Origin of the sequence: Enteractinococcus helveticum (genome assembly GCF_001657475.1) — a bacterium.
Classification (GTDB): Bacteria; Actinomycetota; Actinomycetes; order Actinomycetales; family Micrococcaceae; genus Yaniella; species Yaniella helvetica.
On the sequence record NZ_LXEY01000118.1, the window covers coordinates 24,674 to 44,109 of the forward strand.

Annotated in this window: 16 protein-coding genes; 5 read left to right on the forward strand and 11 right to left on the reverse strand. The window is 54.3% G+C overall.

What is annotated here, in order from left to right:
• Window positions 1-2: 2 nt before the first annotated feature.
• Complete coding sequence (locus A6F49_RS17005) at window positions 3-713, forward strand: cache domain-containing protein (protein WP_052504642.1); 711 nt, start codon at window positions 3-5, stop codon at window positions 711-713.
• A gap of 722 nt (window positions 714-1,435) precedes the next feature.
• Window positions 1,436-2,734, forward strand: a complete 1,299-nt coding sequence (locus A6F49_RS17010) for an ethanolamine utilization protein EutH (RefSeq protein ID WP_043055865.1) — start codon at window positions 1,436-1,438, stop codon at window positions 2,732-2,734.
• A 227-nt stretch (window positions 2,735-2,961) separates the two neighbouring features.
• Here A6F49_RS17010 and A6F49_RS17015 read toward each other — a convergent pair whose 3' ends face one another.
• Window positions 2,962-3,786, reverse strand: a complete 825-nt coding sequence (locus tag A6F49_RS17015) for a gamma-glutamyl-gamma-aminobutyrate hydrolase family protein (protein WP_052499996.1) — start codon at window positions 3,784-3,786, stop codon at window positions 2,962-2,964.
• A gap of 366 nt (window positions 3,787-4,152) precedes the next feature.
• Between A6F49_RS17015 and A6F49_RS17020 the strand changes: the two genes are divergently transcribed.
• Complete coding sequence (locus A6F49_RS17020) at window positions 4,153-5,082, forward strand: HpcH/HpaI aldolase/citrate lyase family protein (protein WP_043055896.1); 930 nt, start codon at window positions 4,153-4,155, stop codon at window positions 5,080-5,082.
• 28 nt (window positions 5,083-5,110) lie between these two features.
• Here the strand turns inward: A6F49_RS17020 and A6F49_RS17025 are convergent, their stop codons facing one another.
• The 6 genes from A6F49_RS17025 to A6F49_RS17050 are packed head-to-tail and all read right to left on the reverse strand — an operon-like array spanning window position 5,111 to window position 10,851.
• Window positions 5,111-6,142: an acetamidase/formamidase family protein gene (locus A6F49_RS17025; RefSeq protein WP_150119578.1), complete on the reverse strand. Its 1,032-nt coding sequence runs from the start codon at window positions 6,140-6,142 to the stop codon at window positions 5,111-5,113.
• A 23-nt stretch (window positions 6,143-6,165) separates the two neighbouring features.
• Complete coding sequence (locus tag A6F49_RS17030) at window positions 6,166-7,221, reverse strand: branched-chain amino acid ABC transporter permease (RefSeq protein ID WP_150119579.1); 1,056 nt, start codon at window positions 7,219-7,221, stop codon at window positions 6,166-6,168.
• Window positions 7,222-8,115 (reverse strand): branched-chain amino acid ABC transporter permease, encoded by an 894-nt coding sequence (locus A6F49_RS17035; protein WP_043055866.1) that lies wholly within the window; start codon window positions 8,113-8,115, stop codon window positions 7,222-7,224.
• On the reverse strand, window positions 8,112-8,852 hold the full coding sequence (locus A6F49_RS17040; RefSeq protein WP_043055867.1) for an ABC transporter ATP-binding protein: 741 nt from the start codon (window positions 8,850-8,852) through the stop codon (window positions 8,112-8,114). Before A6F49_RS17040 ends, A6F49_RS17035 begins: the two co-directional genes overlap by 4 nt.
• Window positions 8,853-8,878: 26 nt before the next feature.
• A complete protein-coding gene (locus A6F49_RS17045) occupies window positions 8,879-9,637 on the reverse strand; it encodes an ABC transporter ATP-binding protein (protein ID WP_043055868.1) in 759 nt (252 codons plus the stop codon).
• Window positions 9,637-10,851, reverse strand: a complete 1,215-nt coding sequence (locus tag A6F49_RS17050; RefSeq protein WP_082911892.1) for an ABC transporter substrate-binding protein — start codon at window positions 10,849-10,851, stop codon at window positions 9,637-9,639. Before A6F49_RS17050 ends, A6F49_RS17045 begins: the two co-directional genes overlap by 1 nt.
• 540 nt (window positions 10,852-11,391) lie before the next feature.
• On the opposite strand from A6F49_RS17050, the gene A6F49_RS17055 reads away from it, so the two are divergent.
• Window positions 11,392-12,588: an MFS transporter gene (locus A6F49_RS17055; protein ID WP_043055869.1), complete on the forward strand. Its 1,197-nt coding sequence runs from the start codon at window positions 11,392-11,394 to the stop codon at window positions 12,586-12,588.
• Window positions 12,589-12,601: 13 nt separating this feature from the next.
• Here the strand turns inward: A6F49_RS17055 and A6F49_RS17060 are convergent, their stop codons facing one another.
• A complete protein-coding gene (locus A6F49_RS17060; RefSeq protein ID WP_043055870.1) occupies window positions 12,602-14,212 on the reverse strand; it encodes an NAD-dependent epimerase/dehydratase family protein in 1,611 nt (536 codons plus the stop codon).
• A 261-nt stretch (window positions 14,213-14,473) separates the two neighbouring features.
• Between A6F49_RS17060 and A6F49_RS17065 the strand changes: the two genes are divergently transcribed.
• The gene (locus A6F49_RS17065) at window positions 14,474-15,682 is read left to right on the forward strand and encodes an MFS transporter (RefSeq protein WP_043055871.1); all 1,209 of its coding nucleotides are present in this window, start codon (window positions 14,474-14,476) and stop codon (window positions 15,680-15,682) included.
• 581 nt (window positions 15,683-16,263) lie between these two features.
• Here A6F49_RS17065 and A6F49_RS17070 read toward each other — a convergent pair.
• The 3 genes from A6F49_RS17070 to A6F49_RS17080 form a co-directional block, all read right to left on the reverse strand.
• Complete coding sequence (locus A6F49_RS17070) at window positions 16,264-16,512, reverse strand: hypothetical protein (RefSeq protein WP_150119580.1); 249 nt, start codon at window positions 16,510-16,512, stop codon at window positions 16,264-16,266.
• Between the two features lie 307 nt (window positions 16,513-16,819).
• Window positions 16,820-17,908 (reverse strand): alcohol dehydrogenase catalytic domain-containing protein, encoded by a 1,089-nt coding sequence (locus tag A6F49_RS17075; RefSeq protein ID WP_043055874.1) that lies wholly within the window; start codon window positions 17,906-17,908, stop codon window positions 16,820-16,822.
• A gap of 13 nt (window positions 17,909-17,921) precedes the next feature.
• The gene (locus A6F49_RS17080) at window positions 17,922-19,376 is read right to left on the reverse strand and encodes an aldehyde dehydrogenase (RefSeq protein WP_043055875.1); all 1,455 of its coding nucleotides are present in this window, start codon (window positions 19,374-19,376) and stop codon (window positions 17,922-17,924) included.
• Window positions 19,377-19,436: the final 60 nt, after the last annotated feature.

The following is a 19,436-nucleotide window of genomic DNA, read 5'->3' on the forward strand; positions in this document are numbered from 1 at the left end:
TTATGGAACTAGCTCGTAATGCAGAAGTCCTACAGCAATGCTCTCACTGGATTGAAATGGTATTTGAGAGCATCTCCGCCGTAGGGACTAAGTTTGCTGAAATCGTCCAACCTCATGTAGACGAAACGCAATCGATTAATATTGCATCAGCGACCCGCAAAGACCTCTTTCTGGCAGCCGCCAATTATCTAGAACAGCACCCGGCCGATGGGGTCGGACTAATCTTCCAACGCGAGTTGATGGCAGCTTCATCGCCAGAGCTTGAATGGTGGATTCGTGATGGTGAAAAGTTCACCCGACAAGAGTTTGTCAACGACCCCGATTCCCCACTGTTCTACGACTACGAGCAACTCGAATGGTTCCGTGGCGGATTTGGTGCAGAAGCACGAACAGTAGCAGGCCCCTACATCGACTACCTCGGGGTCAATGACTACGTGACGACATGGACCATCCCATTTGTAATTCATGACCGGACCGTTGGGGTTGTCGGCATCGATATAAAGATCAGCACCCTCGAGAAAGTCCTGATCCCAAAGCTGTTAAAAGCGGTTGATAGACGTGCTGCTTTGGTCAACGAGAATAAACAGATCATCGTCAGCACCATCGGGCCACTACCATCCGGGACCCTGGTCGAAACCGTCCCTGAGGGATATGTCGTCTTGCCCCTAGAAGTCGACAAACTTGATCTTGCTTTGTTAGTCAAATCTGAATGATTGTCGCTTGAGAGTCGATCCCCGAGACGACGATCGGCACACTTACTGTCGGGACCTAAGATTGTCATCCTGCCTAGTGAAATTAGGATGACTCTTTCTACTGCCATTTCCTTTTTGTATCTTGAGACTTTCCAGTCGTTAACTCCCGTCCCTTGCATACATCTATAAAAGCATGTATTAATAGATCACACCCAGTTGTGACTCAGGCAACACCGCTTGTCTGAAGTGATCACGTGCTCGCTCGCTGGAAGCCAGCCAGCTGTACAGCAGCTAACGATTCCACACATCCGCCAACTCCGGCATATGACAGTAAGAACAAGCCCCACCTCTGGCGGGGCACCAATGCAAGGAAGCAGATAACGATGACCTCTTCAGCCTCAGTGGCACGTACCGCTTCTCATCCCTGGCCCCGTAGTTTCACTTCCGTGCTTCATACCTTGCAGGATCATCACATGTCAGTTCAGACATCAATGAAGTGCCAAGCTCACGCGCCGCCATCCCGACTTTGCGGCAACATTTAAAACATATGGAAGTAATTGAATCGTAGTTCTATCCGACAGCAAGGCTCACCGTGCCACAGTCGAAGGAAAAGGTGCAGCCCGGGTCAGAAATCTGCTGAACCAGCGACCACTAAGGCCTGGATATTCGGTCTAGTCCTAATCACCATCCACTCATGACACACACCTCGTGTCGACACCAACTTCACAACGGAGACACATTTTATGGAACTTCTTGGTGAAATCATTATTTACATCATGATGCTCTCGCTGCTCATTGGGGCAACTACGCACATGATTCGTCCGGCCTCTCCACTCGGCTTGGAATTTAGGGAAGGCATCCTCATGATGGGGCATATCTTTATTCCCATCGCGGGCGTTATGACCCTGATGCCGCTCCTCGTACCAGCGATCAACACCGTTGTGGCCCCGTTGTATTCAGCCATGCATTCCGACGCCGCGATTGCTGTCAGTACATTCATTCCCGGAGACCTTGGCTCCTATCACCTAGGACACGCTGTTGCCGATAGTCACGGTGCTTGGATTCTTGCCTACACAGTCAGTACGACTGCGGGAGCCACCATCGCGTTCTGCATCCCTGTCGGCCTGGCGACGCTGCAACAGCGTGACCACAAGTATCTGGCATTAGGCGTGATGGCAGGATTCCTAGCTATACCTTTCGCATCGTTCATCACTGCCCTAATCTTGCTACAAACCGGAGTCCCACTGCGTGAAGGTCTCGATGCAACAGGACCCGGCACGCGACCCTTTGATCTGTCCGTGACAGAGATCTTGCTCAACTTGATTCCATTAGCCGTAGTCATGGGGCTTCTGTCACTTGCGCTACGATTTTTCACTCAAGGGATGATTCGCGCCTTTATGATTTTCGGGCGCGCACTGCAGATCATCACCACGACCGCCGTAGCATTATCGATCGTGGAGTACTTTACGGGAGCCTTCTCGACGCTCTTTGGCTCCTGGCCACTAGCGCCATTTACAGCAGACGCAGACGATCAGTTCCGCGCCTTGGAAATTGTTGGCTACATCGCGGTGATGCTTGCCGGTGCCTTCCCACTGATCTTCATGATTCGCAAGGTACTGGCGAAGCCCCTCCAGGCAATTGGTCAGCGCATTGGGATCTCAGAAGCGGGCATTGCAGGTTTCCTCGCAGCCACAGCCAATGCGGTAGCACTGCTCAAACTAGTCCAGCAAATGCCACCCAAAGATAAAGTTCTCACGTTAGCCTTCATGGTATCTGCAACGTTTGCTCTCGGAGACTACTTAGCCTTCACAGCAACCTTCCAACCCAACATGATCATCGCCATGGTCATTGGCAAAATTGGTGGCGGACTCATCGCCGTAGGCTTTGCCATCTGGTTAGCCTTGCCATACGCACGTCGTCTTGAACAAGCCGACATAGAAGCGGATCTAGCCGCCGAAAAAGAAGCTCTGGCGGCAGAAGAAGCAATGGCACAGACCGAAGAGCCCATTCTGGTAGGACAGAATAGCTCATCAACTTCTTAGAGCACTACCACAGTTGAGGTCTGCTCTAGTTCGTCTCCTGATAACACCGTGGCTTAGGCCGCACGGCATTTCGTCGTTGTGGCTTAAGCCACGTCCCATTTAACTCACTCTTGTTCCAGCCGCGCCCTACCGTTTGATGTACTCACATACAACTAGAAAGGTTTGAGCCGGGATAGTTGTGGTCCAACTATCCCGGCTCAAACGGGCGTGTTTGGTGTCAGCCGCGCCTAGACGACTGGGGTGGCGTCGTGCACGGATGACCTGGTTGTTTGCGCGACGAAAGATTCAAAGATATTGCGTCGGTCTTCCAGGTCAGCGTGAACTTCTTCTGGATGCCACTGCAAGCCGACAACCCATTCTTTGTCAACGTGTTCCGTTGCTTCAACAGTTCCGTCATTTGCAACAGCCACTGCTCTCAGATTCTGCCCCAGGTCTTCAACAGCTTGATGGTGAGCACCACGCACGATGGCCTGAGTCTTGCCGAGCATCTGAGCGACTCGACTGCCTGGCTCGATCGAGACTGTCTCATCAATGAAAGCGATGTTGCCGTGGTCATCGATGACTGCACGGTGATTGTCAAGGTGCTGAATAATACTGCCTCCCATAGCAACGTTAAGTAGCTGCGAACCGCGGCATATGGCCAGTACTGGGGCATCCTCTGCTACTGCGTGTTGTATGGATTCAATACAAAATTGATCTGCTTGTGGATCGACGCCGCGGAACGGTTCCGACAACGGGATAGTCGAGAAGAATCCAGGGTGGATGTCTGCTCCCCCAAGGTAAACGAACCCGTCCATGTCAGCATGCCAAGAGGTGCCGGATGTTTGCACCTCAGTATTAGCACTGTCGATCACTACGGGCCGCCCGCCGGCATCTCGCACAGATTGCACCCCGGCCAACGTCAGGTCACGCAACAGCGTGGCACTTGCATCATTCATGTCTGGAAACCAGAGGGAAACGACTACACCAATCGTAGGTCGCTCGTCGTGCACGAAATCTTCTTCAATCTGAAAATCAGCCAAGGGTAAGGCCGCGTGATCCTGTGTAGTCAAACTCTTTCTCCTACTGCATCAAATCCTTAACATCTAGTTTTAGATGTATCGCCTAGTGTATGTGTCACACCTCATAGATTCAAACACTGTGCATCTATAATTTTCGGATGGGAAATCCGTGCCAACAGGTTCAAGGCGGCCGTGTGTAGGTCTTCAACTTTTTGTCGACTGAGTACACTGCTGCTCGCTAATAGCAGCGCAGATCACATGCTGTGCCCTAGCAGCTTGATTCGTTGGTTTGCAAGCCCTGCCGCGGGTACGCTTAGACGAGGAATAGTTGCCGGCGTTTTAGAATTCATCAACACATTGCGTAGTAGCTGCCCCGGCGCAGTTACTAGAGGAGATCTGGTGTCCAACAGTTCGATCATGACCACATATGTTTCCCCGTCGCCAGGACAAAAAGTCCAGGCTGATCTTGCGCGATCGTGGTTGTTGGTCAACGCTGCCCAGCCTGCTCGATTCCAAGCCGCCGAAGACTCCGCCGCCGACGTCGTCCTCTACGACATTGAAGATGCGGTGGCGCCAAAGGATAAGGACCGTGCTCGGCAGCACGTTGTCGATCAATTTTCCAACGGTCACACCGGTTGGGTCCGGATTAATGGCTACGGCACGCAGTGGTGGGAACAAGACGTCACCGAGTTAGCCAAATACATCAGCCATGAACTTGATGGCCCGCAGGAAAACGGTGGACTGGTTGGCGTGATGCTGGCGATGGTCGAATCCAGCGACCACGTCAATGAGACTGCCGCTCGCCTGCCCGGCGTGCCAATCGTCGCGCTAGTGGAAACGGCTCGGGGTCTGCAACGCATCAACTCCATTGCTGCAGCACGCGGTACTTTCCGCCTTGCGTTTGGTGTTGGCGACTTCCGTCGCGACACCGGGTTCGGTAGCTCACCGCGAGCGCTGGCGTATGCCCGCAGCCAGTTCACGATCGCATCCAAAGCTGCCATGCTGCCGGCTCCAATCGATGGTCCAACCCAGGGCACGATCAGCAAGAACCTCATCCAAGGTGCCTCCATTGCCGCAGAATTCGGATTCCGCGGCAAACTGTGCTTGCTGCCTGAACAAACCGCCACCATCAACTCGGGTTTGAGCCCATCGCAAGAAGAGCTCACCTGGTCCCACGACTTTTTGGCCGATTTCAAAAAGGACGGCGGGCAGATCCGCAACGGTTCCGATTTGCCACGCCTGTCCCGCGCCAACAGCACCATCGAGCTGGCAGAAGCATTAGGCATCGAATGGATCCGTCCGGATTCAGATGACTACTCCGGCACCGCTACTGACCCCTACCCCTAATGAGTCGCCCACCGCGACCCATGCATTGCTACTGACTTGCGGCCCACTCTTGGGCTCGTTTCCGCAATGACTCGTGAGTGCCACCGAACGCCTTCAGGGCAGCTTCGCCCAGCAGCTTTTTGGGCACTTTGCACACCATCGTGTACACGGTGTCCACCACATTCGCGGCCGGGCTCAGGCTGGTCTGTGAAACCAACTGATAGGCGTCCATCAAGCTGATTTCCAGCAGCTCAGAAACCCAGTTGACCATCTCGACGTTAGCGATTCGGAAAGCGTCTTCCAACGGTTTCACGGATCCGGTTGTCATGAGGTAGTCGTCACTTTCGATGAGCGGCCACGCGGGGCCACCGCCTTTGATGAGCTCCAAAATAAACACCGTATTCATGGCGGTCTCTACGGCGACGCCACACACTTCGCCTTCGCCCTGACGAGCATGACCGTCGCCCAGGCTGAACAGGGCACCCGGTACGTTGACCCGGAAGTAGGCGGTGGTTTGTGCACGCATTTCCGGGGAATCCATGTTGCCGCCCCAGTCGCCCGGCGCCAGCGCTGATCGTGCCTCACCCCCTGCCGGGGCAACCCCAACGGTCCCATGCATTGGGTCCAGCGGGAGCGGAAGCGTGAGATCACTGTCGTTGGCCTGGTACCAGACTGTGTTGTTTTCGACGTCGAAGTCATAGAACCATGCTTGTTCTGGAAGTGGCGCATTGAGCGTAGCAGTAGTGCCGGTTCCGGTCAGCGCACCGAAGAACGGCAGCATCATACTTACGCCCCAGTCAAAACGTGGTTGGATGCTGACGAAGTGCACCGCCAGGGTGTCACCGGGCTCGGCACCTTCAACATAGAAGGGACCAGTCTGCGGATTCAGGTACCGAAAATCTAACTGTTCCGAGGGAGTCCCTGCGCCGTCTTTCGTGAGACGACCGGCGAAACAGTCAAGGGTTGAGGTAGATATCAGGGTGCCCGGTTTAACTTGCGCCTGAGCTTCGACCCCACCGAAGGTATAGGTTAGCTTCGCAGGATCAATATCCGGGGCGACCTCAAAATTCATGGTTTCCATGGTTTTCATTGTCTTGTACCTTTCTATGCTGAAGCGGAGGGTTTCTGCTCACGGCGACGCCGCACTCCCCCACCTAATTCAACGGTGTGGATAATGCCACCGGGCCTCAGCGCCAACATGACAATGAGGGCTACGGCGAGCACAATTTCAGTCATACCTACAGTTTTGAAGGGCAGCGCCCCGCTCAAGGCAAGGTTATTTTCAACCGATCGCAACCCTTCATAGATGATCGTAATAACAATGACGCCGAGCGTGGCGCCGCTAATAGTTTGTGGGCCCCCAACAACAAGCATCATCAGAACCAAAAAGGTCATCTTAAAGTAGAGGGCATCAGGCTGGAATGAGGTAATAAAATGAGCCCACAAACCCCCGGCAAGTCCAGCAACAAATGCTGACAAAACAAACGCGATCCACCGTGTTTTTACCACGTTGATTCCGATCGCATCCGCGGCATGCATATTGTCTCGGGAGGCCCGAAGTTTCATACCGAGTGCAGACTCCTTGAACAAGAACGCAAGGATGACAACAATGACCGCCCACCCAAACGCAGTCCATAGGTCGGTGTATTTCAAAACACCGGCAAGGGTGCGCGGACCATTGGTAACTTCATTCCACTGTGACAACACGACATTGACGATCACAAGCAGCGCGAAAGAAGAAATCGCTGCCGCGGTATCTGACAGCCGCATCAAAGCGACACCCGTGATGGCGGCAAACGCAGCCGCGGCGATCGCTCCGACCAGGATGGCCGGCAAAAAACCAAGCTCCACACCCATCAGTGGTTCATACAGGTTCGGTAATGACCTCCCTTTATTCTCTGCTGGGATCGACATGAGCGCCGAAGCATACGCACCGATGGCCATAAACCCAACGTGAGCAAACGACAAGATGCCTGAGTTGCCCATGAACATTTGCAGTCCTAGCACAAGGACGATATGCACAAACATCACGGTGGTCACACGGTTGATCACCGTGGATCCAAACATGGATATTGCAACCGCGATAACGGCAAGGACAATAACCGTCATGAGGACGGGCAAGGTCTTGCGTAATAACATCGAACGAGATGGTTGTGTCACTTAGCCGATCCTTTCAGTTTGGAAGCGGCCTTTGACGATGCCCTCGGGACGGAATACCAACACGAGGATGACAATCCCGAAGATAAAGGCATCAAGAAATGCCAGCAGATTCTGAGGGAGAAAAGTCTGCAAAATGATGTGGAGGCTTCCCATGAAGAACCCACCAACGATCGCACCTTTCAAACTGTTCATGCCTCCGACGACGATGGCGATAATCGCTATAAGTAGCGGGGTCATACCGATCGTGGGCCAGACCATCCCAATGCGACTAACCCATAACACCCCCGCAATACCAGCGAGAAGACCACTGATCACAAAGGCCATGGCAATCACTTGGTCAGCGCGTATGCCCAGTAATTGCAGCATGCGGAAATCGTCTGCAGCCGCTCGAAGTGTTATGCCCAACCGGGTTTTCTGCATGACCAGCATCAGACCCAGCAACGTCAATAGACTCACCCCGAAGATCACGAGGCTGAGGACCGAAATATGTGCCGGACCAATGCTGATGTACGACGTCAACCACCTTGGGACGTCAATGACGCTGGGCCGAGGCGAAACAAAGACCAGCGCTGAGGACTGCAGGATTGTACTGACAGCAAAGGAAGTAATAAGCATCGCATTCATCGAACCTGAACGAAGGGGCCTAAACGCGATCCGTTCGGTTGCCACGCTAGTAAAGACCACTGCAGCAATTGCCACCAGCATGATCAGCACGAGTGGCAGCCAGCTAGGCTGCAGAACAAACCAGGTATACCCGGCAACCATGATGAGCTCACCGTAGGCAAAGTTCACGAGTTTCAAAATGCCAAATACCATGACGAGGCCCAGTGCTAGAAGTGCGTGGAGACTTCCAAGACTCAGCGCGTTCACCACGACTTGTAGAATCTCACTCACGGTTTCTCCTCTAAGCTGCCTGGTTTCGCACCACCGAGATACGCGGATTCGATATCGACTGATGCACGAATCTCTTGAGCAGTACCACTAGCCGTCATCACACCGGTGGTCAGGACATACACCCGGTTGGCAAGGTCAAGGGCTCTTGTCGCGTTTTGTTCGACGAGCAAGATCGTAACGCCTTCATCATGCAGTTCTTGGATGACCTCAAATACACGATCAACCAGCGTGGGCGACAGGCCTAGGGAAGGTTCGTCAAGCATCAACAGACGCGGTTTAGTCAAAAGCGCTCGGGCGATCGCCAACTGTTGCTGCTCACCACCAGACAGCGTACCTGCGCCCTGATCTGCGCGCTGTTGAAGAATCGGAAAACGTTGAAAGATTTCACCGCGCAGGTGCGTCACTTCTTTGCTGTCACGCAGCAAATAGGAACCCAAACGTAAGTTTTCATCAACTGTCAGACTCGGAAAGATTCCTCTATCTTCAGGAACCAATGAGATGCCCCGGCGAGCGATTTCAGCGCTTCGCCTGCGCTGGATCTCCTTACCGTCCAAAGTGATGGTGCCCCGGGATGCGCGATGGGCCCCGGCGATAGCCGACAACGTCGTTGTTTTTCCAGCGCCGTTGGCACCAACAACTGCGACGAGTTCGCCCTCTTCGACTCGTAGGTCAATGCCTTTCAGCGCGGGAATAGCCCCGTATCGAACATGAAGATCCGTCACTTCAAGAAGACTCAATACCTGCTCCGTTTATATGTGTTGTGCTAGGGCTCGGTGGCATCCGTAGCCCCTTGACTTCCCAGATATGCCTCTACGACCGTCGGATTTGCCCGGACCTGTTTTGGTGTCCCCTCCGCGATCGTTTTTCCCTGATTCAGCACGTGGAGTCGTTGACATAACCGCATGATGAGGTTCATGTCGTGGTCAATAATGAGGATGCCACAACCGAACTGCTCAGGGATGTCCGAAAGTTGACCCAGTAATTTGTCGCTTTCCTCCTCGTTGAGCCCGGCGGCGGGTTCGTCAAGCAGGAGATAGTTGCAATCGGTGGCGATCGCCCGCAAGATTTCTACGATCCTCTTCTGGCCGTAGGACAAGGAGTCTCCGAGTACATCACGCAGGTGATCAATACCAAACAGTTCAAGCAGGTCGTTCGCTTTTTTCGTTGCCTGAGCGCGACGAATACCTGCCCCAAATGCACCGAGCTGAACGTTTTCAAAAACACTGAGTGTCCCGAACAGCCGAACCGTTTGGAAAGTGCGCACCAGACCGGCCCGGGAAATCTTCCGGGGAACGAAACCGGTGACATTTTCAGCATCGATACTCACCGTTCCGGCCGTCGGCGTCAGCGCCCCTGAAAGCACGTTGACCAGCGTAGTTTTTCCAGAACCGTTCGGGCCAATCAGTCCTACGATCTCATGTCTACCAAGTGAAAGACTCACATTGTCCAAAGCCCGAAGGCCCGCGAAGTCCATGACGACGCCGGTCGCCGTGAGCCTTTCACTGTTGGAAGATGTCAGCATTATGGTTCAGGAGTCCATTCGGGCTTGAACCACTTATCGAATACCGGTTGTCCCTCGTCGAGGTAGACAATCGCCGTTTCTTTCTGTGGTTCGTGGCCATCTTCTGCCGAAGCCCAGGTGAGCTTGCCGCTGAGTAGATCAAATTCCATTTCGGTCATTTGCTGTGCAACGGCCTCACCATCTGTCGTGCCTGCTGCTTCGATCGCTTGGATGAGCGTGGTTGCGGTGTCATAACCAAGCGCTTCCAAAATAGAGAGCGGCTCTGCACCGGTCTGTTCGGTGAATGTGTCAATAAATGTTGGAATATTCGGGCTGGCATCCTCACTCAGGAAGGCGTGCGTGACGTAGTAGATGTTGTTGCCAAACTCTTCACCCAGGCTGTCGCTGAGTTCTGGTCCGTCGTACCCATCGCCGCCCAAAATCATCGTCTCGATACCAGACGCGCGAATTTCGCGGATGAACTGCGCCAGGTCAGGGTTATAGACCGAAATGTAGATGACATCGACGTCATCGATGACTCCACGTAGCCGCTGCAGTTGGGCGCTGAAGTCGCCGCCGCCACTGTAGATATCTTCGGCAACGATATTGCCCCCGGCGTTCTCCCAGGATTCGATGAAGTATCGGCTGAGGGACTCGGTGTAGTCCAGTCCGTCGTAAGTCACCACATAGGCATCGCGGAAATCTTGCTCGTTATAAGCCCATTCTGCGGCAGCAGCACCCATTGCGGTGTTCCAGTAACCGATGGTGAACTGTTTGTCTCCCAGCATGTCTGAGCCGTAGCTTGGCGAGGTCGCCCCGGGTGATATGCCGACGATGCCGGCATCTTGAGCTGCCCGTGCAGCCGGGCTACCGTAGTCGAAGTCAGCAGGTGCAATTAAGGCTTCTGCGCCGCGTTCGATCAGGACCTCAGCATTATTGGCGATGGTTGTCGTATCGCTGGCTCCATTGAGGTTTTCCCAGACGATCTGCTTGCCAAGAACGCCACCGTTTTCATTGGCTTCAGCAAAAGCAACTTCAATACCTTCAAGAATCAATGCGTCATAAGCAGACTGCTCACCATCGAGATTCAGTGATCCACCGATCAAGATTTCTGATTCATTTCCGCCATTTTCAGCGACGGCGGTATCTTCCTGAGCGGTTGGGTCTGCCCCGCAAGCTGTCAACCCCAACGTGAGCGCTGCGAATGCTGCGACTCCCATTAATGCTTTTCTCATGGTTCCCCTCTTCGAGTTCCAAACACAGATGGAAGGCTTAAACGTTCAGCCCTATTTTTTGTTATGTGAGTAACATTCTTGCTATTGCAGCACATTGCCAGAGGTCATAATTTATGTCAATCGTTGCTTGACTCAAGGAATTGTACGCTTTATGCATGAACAATATTCAAAGGGGATCTTTCCAAGTCTAGAGGCTGGAACTTATCGGACGTGGGTAAAACCATCGCGCAAGTTTCAAGACGTGACAAAAGACTTGTCACGATACTCAGTCGAGGCCAGGAACTTTGTGTCCAGCTCGAGACCAGCGTGAGTCGGGAACCTGCTCGGCAGCGGTTCCGCTTGGCCCTTAGACCCCGAGCATGGGGCAATAGCGTGGCCGGACACATTTCACAACGAAGCTTCCAATGGTATGTAGCCTGCTATAACAGAAGCAGGGTAGCGCAACATGCTGGCGTTGAAGGCCGTGGAAGTGTTGCAGCGCCGATCCACACTTTCACGAAAACAGCAGGCTGCTGTTTTGCGCCTACGTAGTAAGGGTTCATGTCTTCAACCTCCGAGCAACGCCTCTGGACGCCAGATTATCTGCGGGCGTTCGTCGTCTTGCTCGGCATCAGCCTGGTATTCATTACTTTGATGTCCTTTATGGCGCTGTATGCTGCCAACCGGTTCAGCGTCAACGACACCGCCGCCGGATTTGCTGCCAGTTCATTCGTTGCCGGCGGGGCGCTGTCGCGCATCCTAATCGGCAAATACTTAGACTTCATCGGGCGCAAACGCACCCTGATCATCACCCTGGCACTATTCGTCTTATCGTGCCTGATCTACCCGGTGCTTGACAGCTACGCACTGTTAGTGATCGTCCGGTTCATCCACGGGGCAGCGTTTGGGATTGCTTCGACGACGATCAGTTCCACCGTCATCACTCTGATCCCACTGGGCCGACTCAGCGAAGGGCTGGGGTATATTTCCCTAGCCGGTACGGTCTCCAATGCGGTTGGACCACTGGCCGCGATACAACTCAGCGAGCGCGCCTCCAGTCTCTGGGTCTTCGGCTTCACCACAATTTGTGCCATCGTGGCGCTGCTGTCCGTGCTCCCCATGACGATCAAAGAACGCATCCCAACCCAGGACGAATACGACCGCCGATGGCGCATTCGCGGCTCGGATCTAGTCGACTTTAACATGCTGTCAATCGCCGTCGTCGGCCTGCTGACCTCCACTGGCTTCTCCGTTGTCATGACCTATCTGCCCGCCTACCTGGTGGGCTTAGACATGGCCAGTACCGCATCCATTTTCTTTTTCGTCTGGGCGTTCGCCATGCTTGTGGTTCGGCTCTTCGCTGGCCGCATGCACGACCGTTACGGCGAAAACTCCGTACTGCCCGGCGCTCTGCTCTCGTTGGTGCTCGGGCTGGCCGTGATCGCGGTGGCCGACAGCCTGTGGCACTTCATCATCGCCGCGGTACTGGGCGGATTTGGTCACGGTGCCGCGCTGCCAAGCCTGCAGGCCGTGGGCATTAGTCGGACGACGACGAACCGCATTCCCATTGCGACCTCAACTCACTACCTTGCCCTGGACTCAGGGCTAGCGATCGGTCCGGTCATGTTAGGGTTCATGATCGGGCTGACCGGCTACACCGGCCTCTACCTGGCCGGGGCAAGCATCGTGTTGCTCGGTGTGATCGTCTATTGGTTCGCCCACGGTCGTCATGCACGTGGATCAGTCGCCCCAAGATAACAGACGGAAGCCCTTAGCCCCTGTCGAGCGGATGATCCCCACCGGTCTCATAGGACTTTTTGAACGCCCGCTGGCGAGCATATTTGTGAGCCTTCTGAAGTCTGGCGTACTGGCGCTCGGTATCCTCAATGAGCTGCTCAAACACACTGGCCGGCACACCCAGCGCATCGGCATTATTCAGCAGGGTTTTCCAACCGTGCAACTTGCCGGTCACCGCCGAGAGCATCAGTTCAGTTTCTAATACCAGCACCGATGGGACGTTTTTGAGCTCCTTCGGGAAATAGGATTTCACCCGCGCAACCCGCTCGCCCACCCATAGCGCCGGGGCCGAAATCCCGGGCCGTGGAAAGCCCTGACGATTCATCAGCTTTTGCAAATACTTATGTTCCAGCCGCACTTCATCGGCCACCATCGCGATCTCACCATACATAGGTGTATTCACAAATGCCTGAGCAAGCCGTGCCATCCGGCTACGCCCTGCAGTGGCCCCTGCAAGATGGTCGGCCATGTACTGGCGCAGCGCCATAGCATCAATATCATCGGGCAGCCGATGACCCTTCGACGGCAGAGTCAAAGGTGCCACCGAGCGCTGTTCACGTGGTCGCATCGGTGCCGAACGTCTGCCTTCACCGGCAGCCATACCCTCAATGACTTCTTCCAGTGCTTGAGCTGCGGTCATGGATGGCTCCCAGCCAAGTTCTTGTTTGGCCCGGGTGGTATCCATCAGCGGCGAATGCACCGCCATATCCAGCCAGCCCTCATCGGCGGCCAGCAGTCCGGAACGGTGCGCGGCCTTGACTAACGGACGCAGTGCTTTGGTCGGAATCGGCAGCACCCGACCATATTTCGGATTGGCGGTGAGGACTCCCCCAATTATTTGCGGGGTCAAAATATCGTCGGCACAGATATTGAATGCCCCTTCGGCACCCGTCAGGGCCGCAAGCACGTAGGCGTGTGCGACGTCGTCGGTATGCACTGCCTGCGCGCGGGCTTCTTTCGGAAATGGAATGATCGGTGGCCGCCCGGCACGTAACAGCTGCACCGGGACCCACTCACCTAAAAAGTAGCGCTGAATTTCCGATCCCGCGCTGCCCTGGAATTTCAGCGCCGGACGCAGTCGAGCCACCGTGACATCGGGGTGTTTGACCTGGAATTCGTCCATGACGCGCTCTTGGGCAGCCTTATCCACGCTGTAGTGCGAACTGGCAATGCCAACGGTTGGCCAAGATTCATCACGTAATTGATTGTCGGTCACTCCGGAGTACGCCCCGACCGAGGAGGCGACAACAATGTGTTTGACGCCGGCAGCAGCTGCGGCTTCCAGCACGTGACGCGTGCCATCGACGTTGACACGGCGCAGCAGCTCGCGTTCTTTATTGGGCTGGATAAGCCAAGCAAGGTGAATGACCGCATCGTAGTCGGTCAATGCGGTGATCAGTTCGCCACGTGAGTCTTCGAATTGGACGTCGATGCTGCGCCATTCCGCATGGTTATATGGCTCTAATGCTTGTTCTGGGAGCCGACGCGCAATACCAAGTATCGAGTCGACGCTGTCCTGGCGGGCTAACTCGCGCAACACTGCGGTCCCGGCGTTGCCGGTTGCTCCAACGACTGCAATTCGCATGCAAAACTCCTGTGTCGCCTAGTTGAGCTTCGAAGTGTGCGATGAGATACCCCTATAAAAGCACGCCGCTGACGCCTGAAACAATGGATGAGATTCGAAAAAGCTCATTGGCTCGCATCTTGGCGCGATAATTTTGCATCAGTAGGGTCGGAAGTGTTGCTTTTGTGCCGATCAGTAGTATCGTGACTAAAACCGTTGTGTTAACCAACGATTTATGAGTGAAATGGGTCCGGGGATATGTCAAACGTCTGGTTTCAGTAAATGACTGCTACAACCAAGAACGCGCTATTCACCCGCGACTACTTCCTAGCCTTCACCGTGTTGCTGGGCGCATACATTGTGTTCGTCGCTCTGATGACATTCATGGCACTGTATGCTGCCGACCGGTTTCAGGCCAATGACACCGCAGCAGGCTTTGCGGCCAGTTCATTCGTGGTCGGCGCAGGCCTGGTACGCCTGGTGATCGGCAAGTACCTGGACTTCATCGGACGGAAACGCACCCTGATCATCTCGCTGATCGTCTTTACTGTCAGCTCGCTGATCTATCCGCTGGTTGACCATTACAGCCTAATGATCGTGCTGCGCATCATCCAGGGCACGGCGTTCGGTATCATTTCCACAGCTATCACCTCGGTGGTCATTGATGTCATCCCTACAAGCCGCCGCAGCGAGGGTCTGGGCTACTATTCGTTAGCCGCCACGCTGGGCATGGCCATCGGCCCATTCGCCGCTGTGCAGATCAGCGAGGTGGCATCCGATGTCTGGGTCTTCAACTTCACCGCCCTGTGCGCTGCCATCTCACTGCTCGCCGTGCTGCCGATGCGCATTCAAGAACACCCACCCAGCCCAGAAGATCACGCCCAACGCTGGCGCATCCGCGGCTCAGACCTCATCGACAGCAAAGTCCTTCCGGTGGCTATCGTCGCTTTTCTCAGCGCCATCGGCTACGCGCTGGTCACCACCTACCTGCCCCCATTTTTGGTTGGTCGGGGCATGACCAATGCGGCGTCATTATTCTTTATTATTTTCGCATTGACCATGCTGGGGGTTCGACTCTTTGCCGGACGCATCCATGACCGCCGGGGAGAAAATGCGGTCATTCCCATCGCGCTACTGGCATTTGCGCTGTCGCTGGCACTGCTCGCAGTGACCGATAGTCTCTGGCAGGTCATTGTCGCGGCCATCCTCGGCGGTATTGGCCAAGGCGGCGCGGTGCCCAGCTTGCAAGCGGTGGGCATCAGTCGGACGACGCACGAGCGAGTTCCCATTGCCACATCGACTCACTACCTGGCCCTGGATGCGGGCATTGCCGTTGGGCCGGTCGCATTAGGTTTCATGATCGGGCTCAGCGGCTATGCGGGCCTCTACCTTGCCGGAGCCGCAGTACTTCTTGTCTCCATTGTGGTGTATTGGCTGACGCACGGACGTCAGGCCGTACGGTCAGTTACCGCTCCGCAGCACGAAAGCTAGGCGCTTTGCCGAGAATATTTCGGTTGCTCCCCGACAACGTGCAGCACGTCTCCGAAACAATGCGCATCTCATGAGGATGAAGCGTGTGGTTCGGTATAAACACGGAGTTTGCATGCTCATCCGAGTTGCTGCGATGCTTGTTCCGGCAGCGACGTCCCGGCACCATACTCGGTGACCTGGATGGTCTCGCACTGTGATTGCAGTCCGCGACGACAGTAATAACACGTCCTGCAGGACGCATTTCATCGGTCTTGCCAGGTGACTGCTCGCATGAATCTTCCTCGTTCTGATCAATCGCGGGGAGTGCATTTTGGCTGTGTTGCGGGCGTCGGGGCTTGATTTTGATGCGTCCATGGCAAGAAGCCATTTTTATTGATTCTTGAAGTATTTGTTCAGCGCTTCCAGCATCGTCATGTGCATATGGAGCACACGGGCGCTTGCAGAGCGACGACAGTACAGTTGAGCAGCAGCCAGTCAACAGGATATTGGGGTGGACATCTAAGGATCGAAGGTTTTGACTGCAGCTCACCGGGGAAAGATAAGTCGGCGCTAAGGGCCTTCTAGACGTGCAACTGAGACCTTCACGCGTTCAGCTCCGTCCGTAACTCACCGATCTGAGCGCTAATTTTGCCGAAGTTATCATGGACGGCGTCGAACTTGGCATACACCGTGTCGAACTTGGCATATACCTTGCCGAATCTAGCATCAATTTTGTCGAACTTGTCATCCATCCGTCGCAGCATCCAGGCAAAACCAGCAAAAAGCCCAATACCGAGGGCAACCAAGATGCCGGCGGCAGAAATGACGATCGCCATGACTTCAACGGTCAAGTACATACCTCCGGTGTGCCCTAACGATCCAGTACTCATACCAACGAATATTTGAGACCGTAGCACTGCTCGGAAGAGATGAGCTGGTATTTGTGGACGACATACTCCGCGACGTCTCCCAAGACTTCGGCAAAGAGGTGCAAGACTACGCAAACCTGAGGCGCAGTGAAACGCCGGCGCATGCCGATCGTAGTGTTGCGTAGTGCTTTATAGAGTTGGAGCACCCGGGTAGGTGGCTGAGGAGCTTCAGGCCTTTTCAAGACTGAACGGGCCCGGCATCACTAGCCAGCCACCCCTAGATCTCGGGTTAAGGATTGACTACGACTAAACGAGACACTTTGCCTTCCTTGAGTCTGGTATAACCGTCATTGATGTCATCCAAGCTAATGGTGTCGCTTATGAGTTCATCAAGCCTAAGCAGTCCATTTGCTTCGAGCCTGGCGAAGTAGGGAATATCTACTTTCAGATTGGCTGAACCCATATAAACGGACTCAATGCGGTTTCGGTTTCGCATGAATGTGAATGCGTTAAAGGTAATCGGTACATCATTACCTCCGATACCAACTAAGTAGAGGGCACCCCCGTAAGAAAGCATCTCGAGACCTTGATGCGCTATCTCAGATGACCCTACAAAATCGAAGACATGGTCGATGCCATCGGGAATGGAATCCCACACCGTCCGTACGGAATCGACATCGCGAGAGTTGATGCAACGGGTCGCTCCAAAACCCATAGCTTTTTCTAATTTGGATTCCGAGAGGTCTATGGCTACGATCTCCCCAGCCCCAGCGATCACCGCGGCCCGAATGGCATTTAGGCCAACACCTCCAGCCCCGATAACAGCGACGCTTTCACCACGACCGACATTCGCCGTGTTCAACACGGCTCCAGCACCAGTAATGACACCGCATCCTAACAACGCTGCTTGTTCAAAAGGTAAGTCTTCAGGAATCTTTGCCAATTGATTCTCATGAATTAATGCTTGCTCAGCAAAGCCTCCCAAAGCAAAAGCTTGGCTGAGGCTTTGCTCACCTAGACTCAACCGCGGAGGCTGTTCAGCGCTGCGCAACGTATGGTGAACGTTGCGGCAATAATAAGATTGTCCGCCCAGACAGCGCGCACACTCTCCGCAATAGCGGATCAAGGCGGCGACTACATGATCGCCTACCTGGAGATTGTGGACCTCGTCCCCAACTTCCCGAACAACCCCGGCGATCTCATGACCGAATACCGCAGGAAACGGAAAACCTAATTCCGCGCTTGCCATGGTCAGATCAGAATGGCAGAGGCCCACAGCTTTGACATCAACGAGCACTTCTTTTGGCAGTGGCGTGTCAATGCAAACTTCTTCAAGAGTAAAACCAGCGCCTGGTGAATGTACGACGGCCGCTTTCATCACTTCCAACTTTCTACGCATCATTCGGCTGCAGCAAGTACATAGATTTGACCGTTTGATAGTGACTCAACCCTTCGGGCCCTAACTCCCGGCCCAAGCCACTGGCCTTTATTCCTCCGAAAGGTGATGAAGGGTCGGTTGCGTAGCCATTAATGCCAACGGTTCCAGTCTCGATCTGCCGAGCTACACGAACAGCGCGATCAAAGTCGGAGCTCCAGACACTTCCCGCTAGTCCATAGTCAGAGTCATTGGCGATCTTGATGGCTTCCTGCTCATCGGTGTATTTGATGATTGATAGCACCGGGCCAAAAAACTCCTGTTGGGCCGCCGTTGATTTCGGATCAACATCCGCAAATACTGTCGGCTCCAAGAACCAACCTTTGTCCATCGCCTTGGGACGTGAGCCCCCAGCGGTGATATGGCTTCCCTCATCCGCAGATGTTTTGATCAGCGATTCCACGCGCTCCCGATGTTTTTCACTCACCAAGGGACCGACGTCTGTCTGAGCATCAAATGGATCCCCGATGCGTAGACTACGAGCTTTGTCCGTGATGAGATCAACCATCTCGCTATAGCGAGACTCCGGGACCAAAATGCGTGTGGAAAGCCAACATACCTGTCCGTTGTTAGTCATTGAAGCCTGGTATAGAGCGTCAATATTTTCGGTCAGATCAAAATCATCTAACAATACGGCGGCAGACTTACCGCCGAGTTCCAACGTAACTGGTCGCAGCATGCGCCCACAGGTTTCACCAATAGACCTGCCGACTTCTGGCGATCCGGTAAACGAAACTTTGTCGACACCTGGGTGGCTCACCAGATAGGAGCTCACGGATCCAAAGGCCGGAACCACATTCAGCACTCCAGGTGGTAGCCCGGCCGCTATCGCTGCCTCAGCGACAGCAAAGGCATCAAGCACAGTTTCTGGCGCGGGCTTAAGAACAACCGTGCACCCGGCGGCCAAAGAGGGAGCAAGCTTCAGAAACGTGATGCTCTGTGGCACATTCCAGGGCACAATCGCTCCGACTACTCCGATAGGCGATTTTGTCACCAGAACTTTCTTGCCCTTTACTCCCGGGCGGATTTCATCTTCTTGGTCCGTGATCATGTCAGCATAGAACCGCAATAGCTGCGCAGGGTTCGTGGTTTCCCATTTCTGAGATAAAGAGACCGGCATACCATTCTGCGCTGTCACGCGATTGGCAATTTCTGGGCCTCTCAGCTCATATTCGTCTGCGAAACGGCGCAGTACCGCTGCTCTATCTTCCGGCTGCCAATGTGCCCAGCCCTCAGGGTTTTCGAAAGCCCGACGAGCGGCTTCAACAGCCCGGTCTATATCTCGGTTCTTCCCTTCTGGGACACTGCCGATATATTGTTCCGTGGCAGCCGAATGCACCTTGATGACCTCTGATGACGACGGTTCCTGCCATTCGCCGTCGATGTACAGGCGGGCATATTTAATAGTCAAAACTAAGATCTCCCTTAGAACTCGATGAGTTGATGTTTTGGTATCAACGTTGGTTCAACG

Excerpts from the sequence above, each read along its gene's own strand:
- A6F49_RS17045 (WP_043055868.1), bottom strand. The coding sequence starts at position 9,637 with ATGCTGACATCTTCCAACAGTGAAAGGCTCACGGCGACCGGCGTCGTC.
- A6F49_RS17075 (WP_043055874.1), bottom strand. The coding sequence starts at position 17,908 with ATGAAAGCGGCCGTCGTACATTCACCAGGCGCTGGTTTTACTCTTGAA.
- A6F49_RS17060 (WP_043055870.1), bottom strand. The coding sequence starts at position 14,212 with ATGCGAATTGCAGTCGTTGGAGCAACCGGCAACGCCGGGACCGCAGTG.
- A6F49_RS17005 (WP_052504642.1), top strand. The coding sequence starts at position 3 with ATGGAACTAGCTCGTAATGCAGAAGTCCTACAGCAATGCTCTCACTGG.
- A6F49_RS17055 (WP_043055869.1), top strand. The coding sequence starts at position 11,392 with ATGTCTTCAACCTCCGAGCAACGCCTCTGGACGCCAGATTATCTGCGG.
- A6F49_RS17025 (WP_150119578.1), bottom strand. The coding sequence starts at position 6,142 with ATGGAAACCATGAATTTTGAGGTCGCCCCGGATATTGATCCTGCGAAG.
- A6F49_RS17050 (WP_082911892.1), bottom strand. The coding sequence starts at position 10,851 with ATGAGAAAAGCATTAATGGGAGTCGCAGCATTCGCAGCGCTCACGTTG.
- A6F49_RS17065 (WP_043055871.1), top strand. The coding sequence starts at position 14,474 with ATGACTGCTACAACCAAGAACGCGCTATTCACCCGCGACTACTTCCTA.
- A6F49_RS17010 (WP_043055865.1), top strand. The coding sequence starts at position 1,436 with ATGGAACTTCTTGGTGAAATCATTATTTACATCATGATGCTCTCGCTG.
- A6F49_RS17020 (WP_043055896.1), top strand. The coding sequence starts at position 4,153 with ATGACCACATATGTTTCCCCGTCGCCAGGACAAAAAGTCCAGGCTGAT.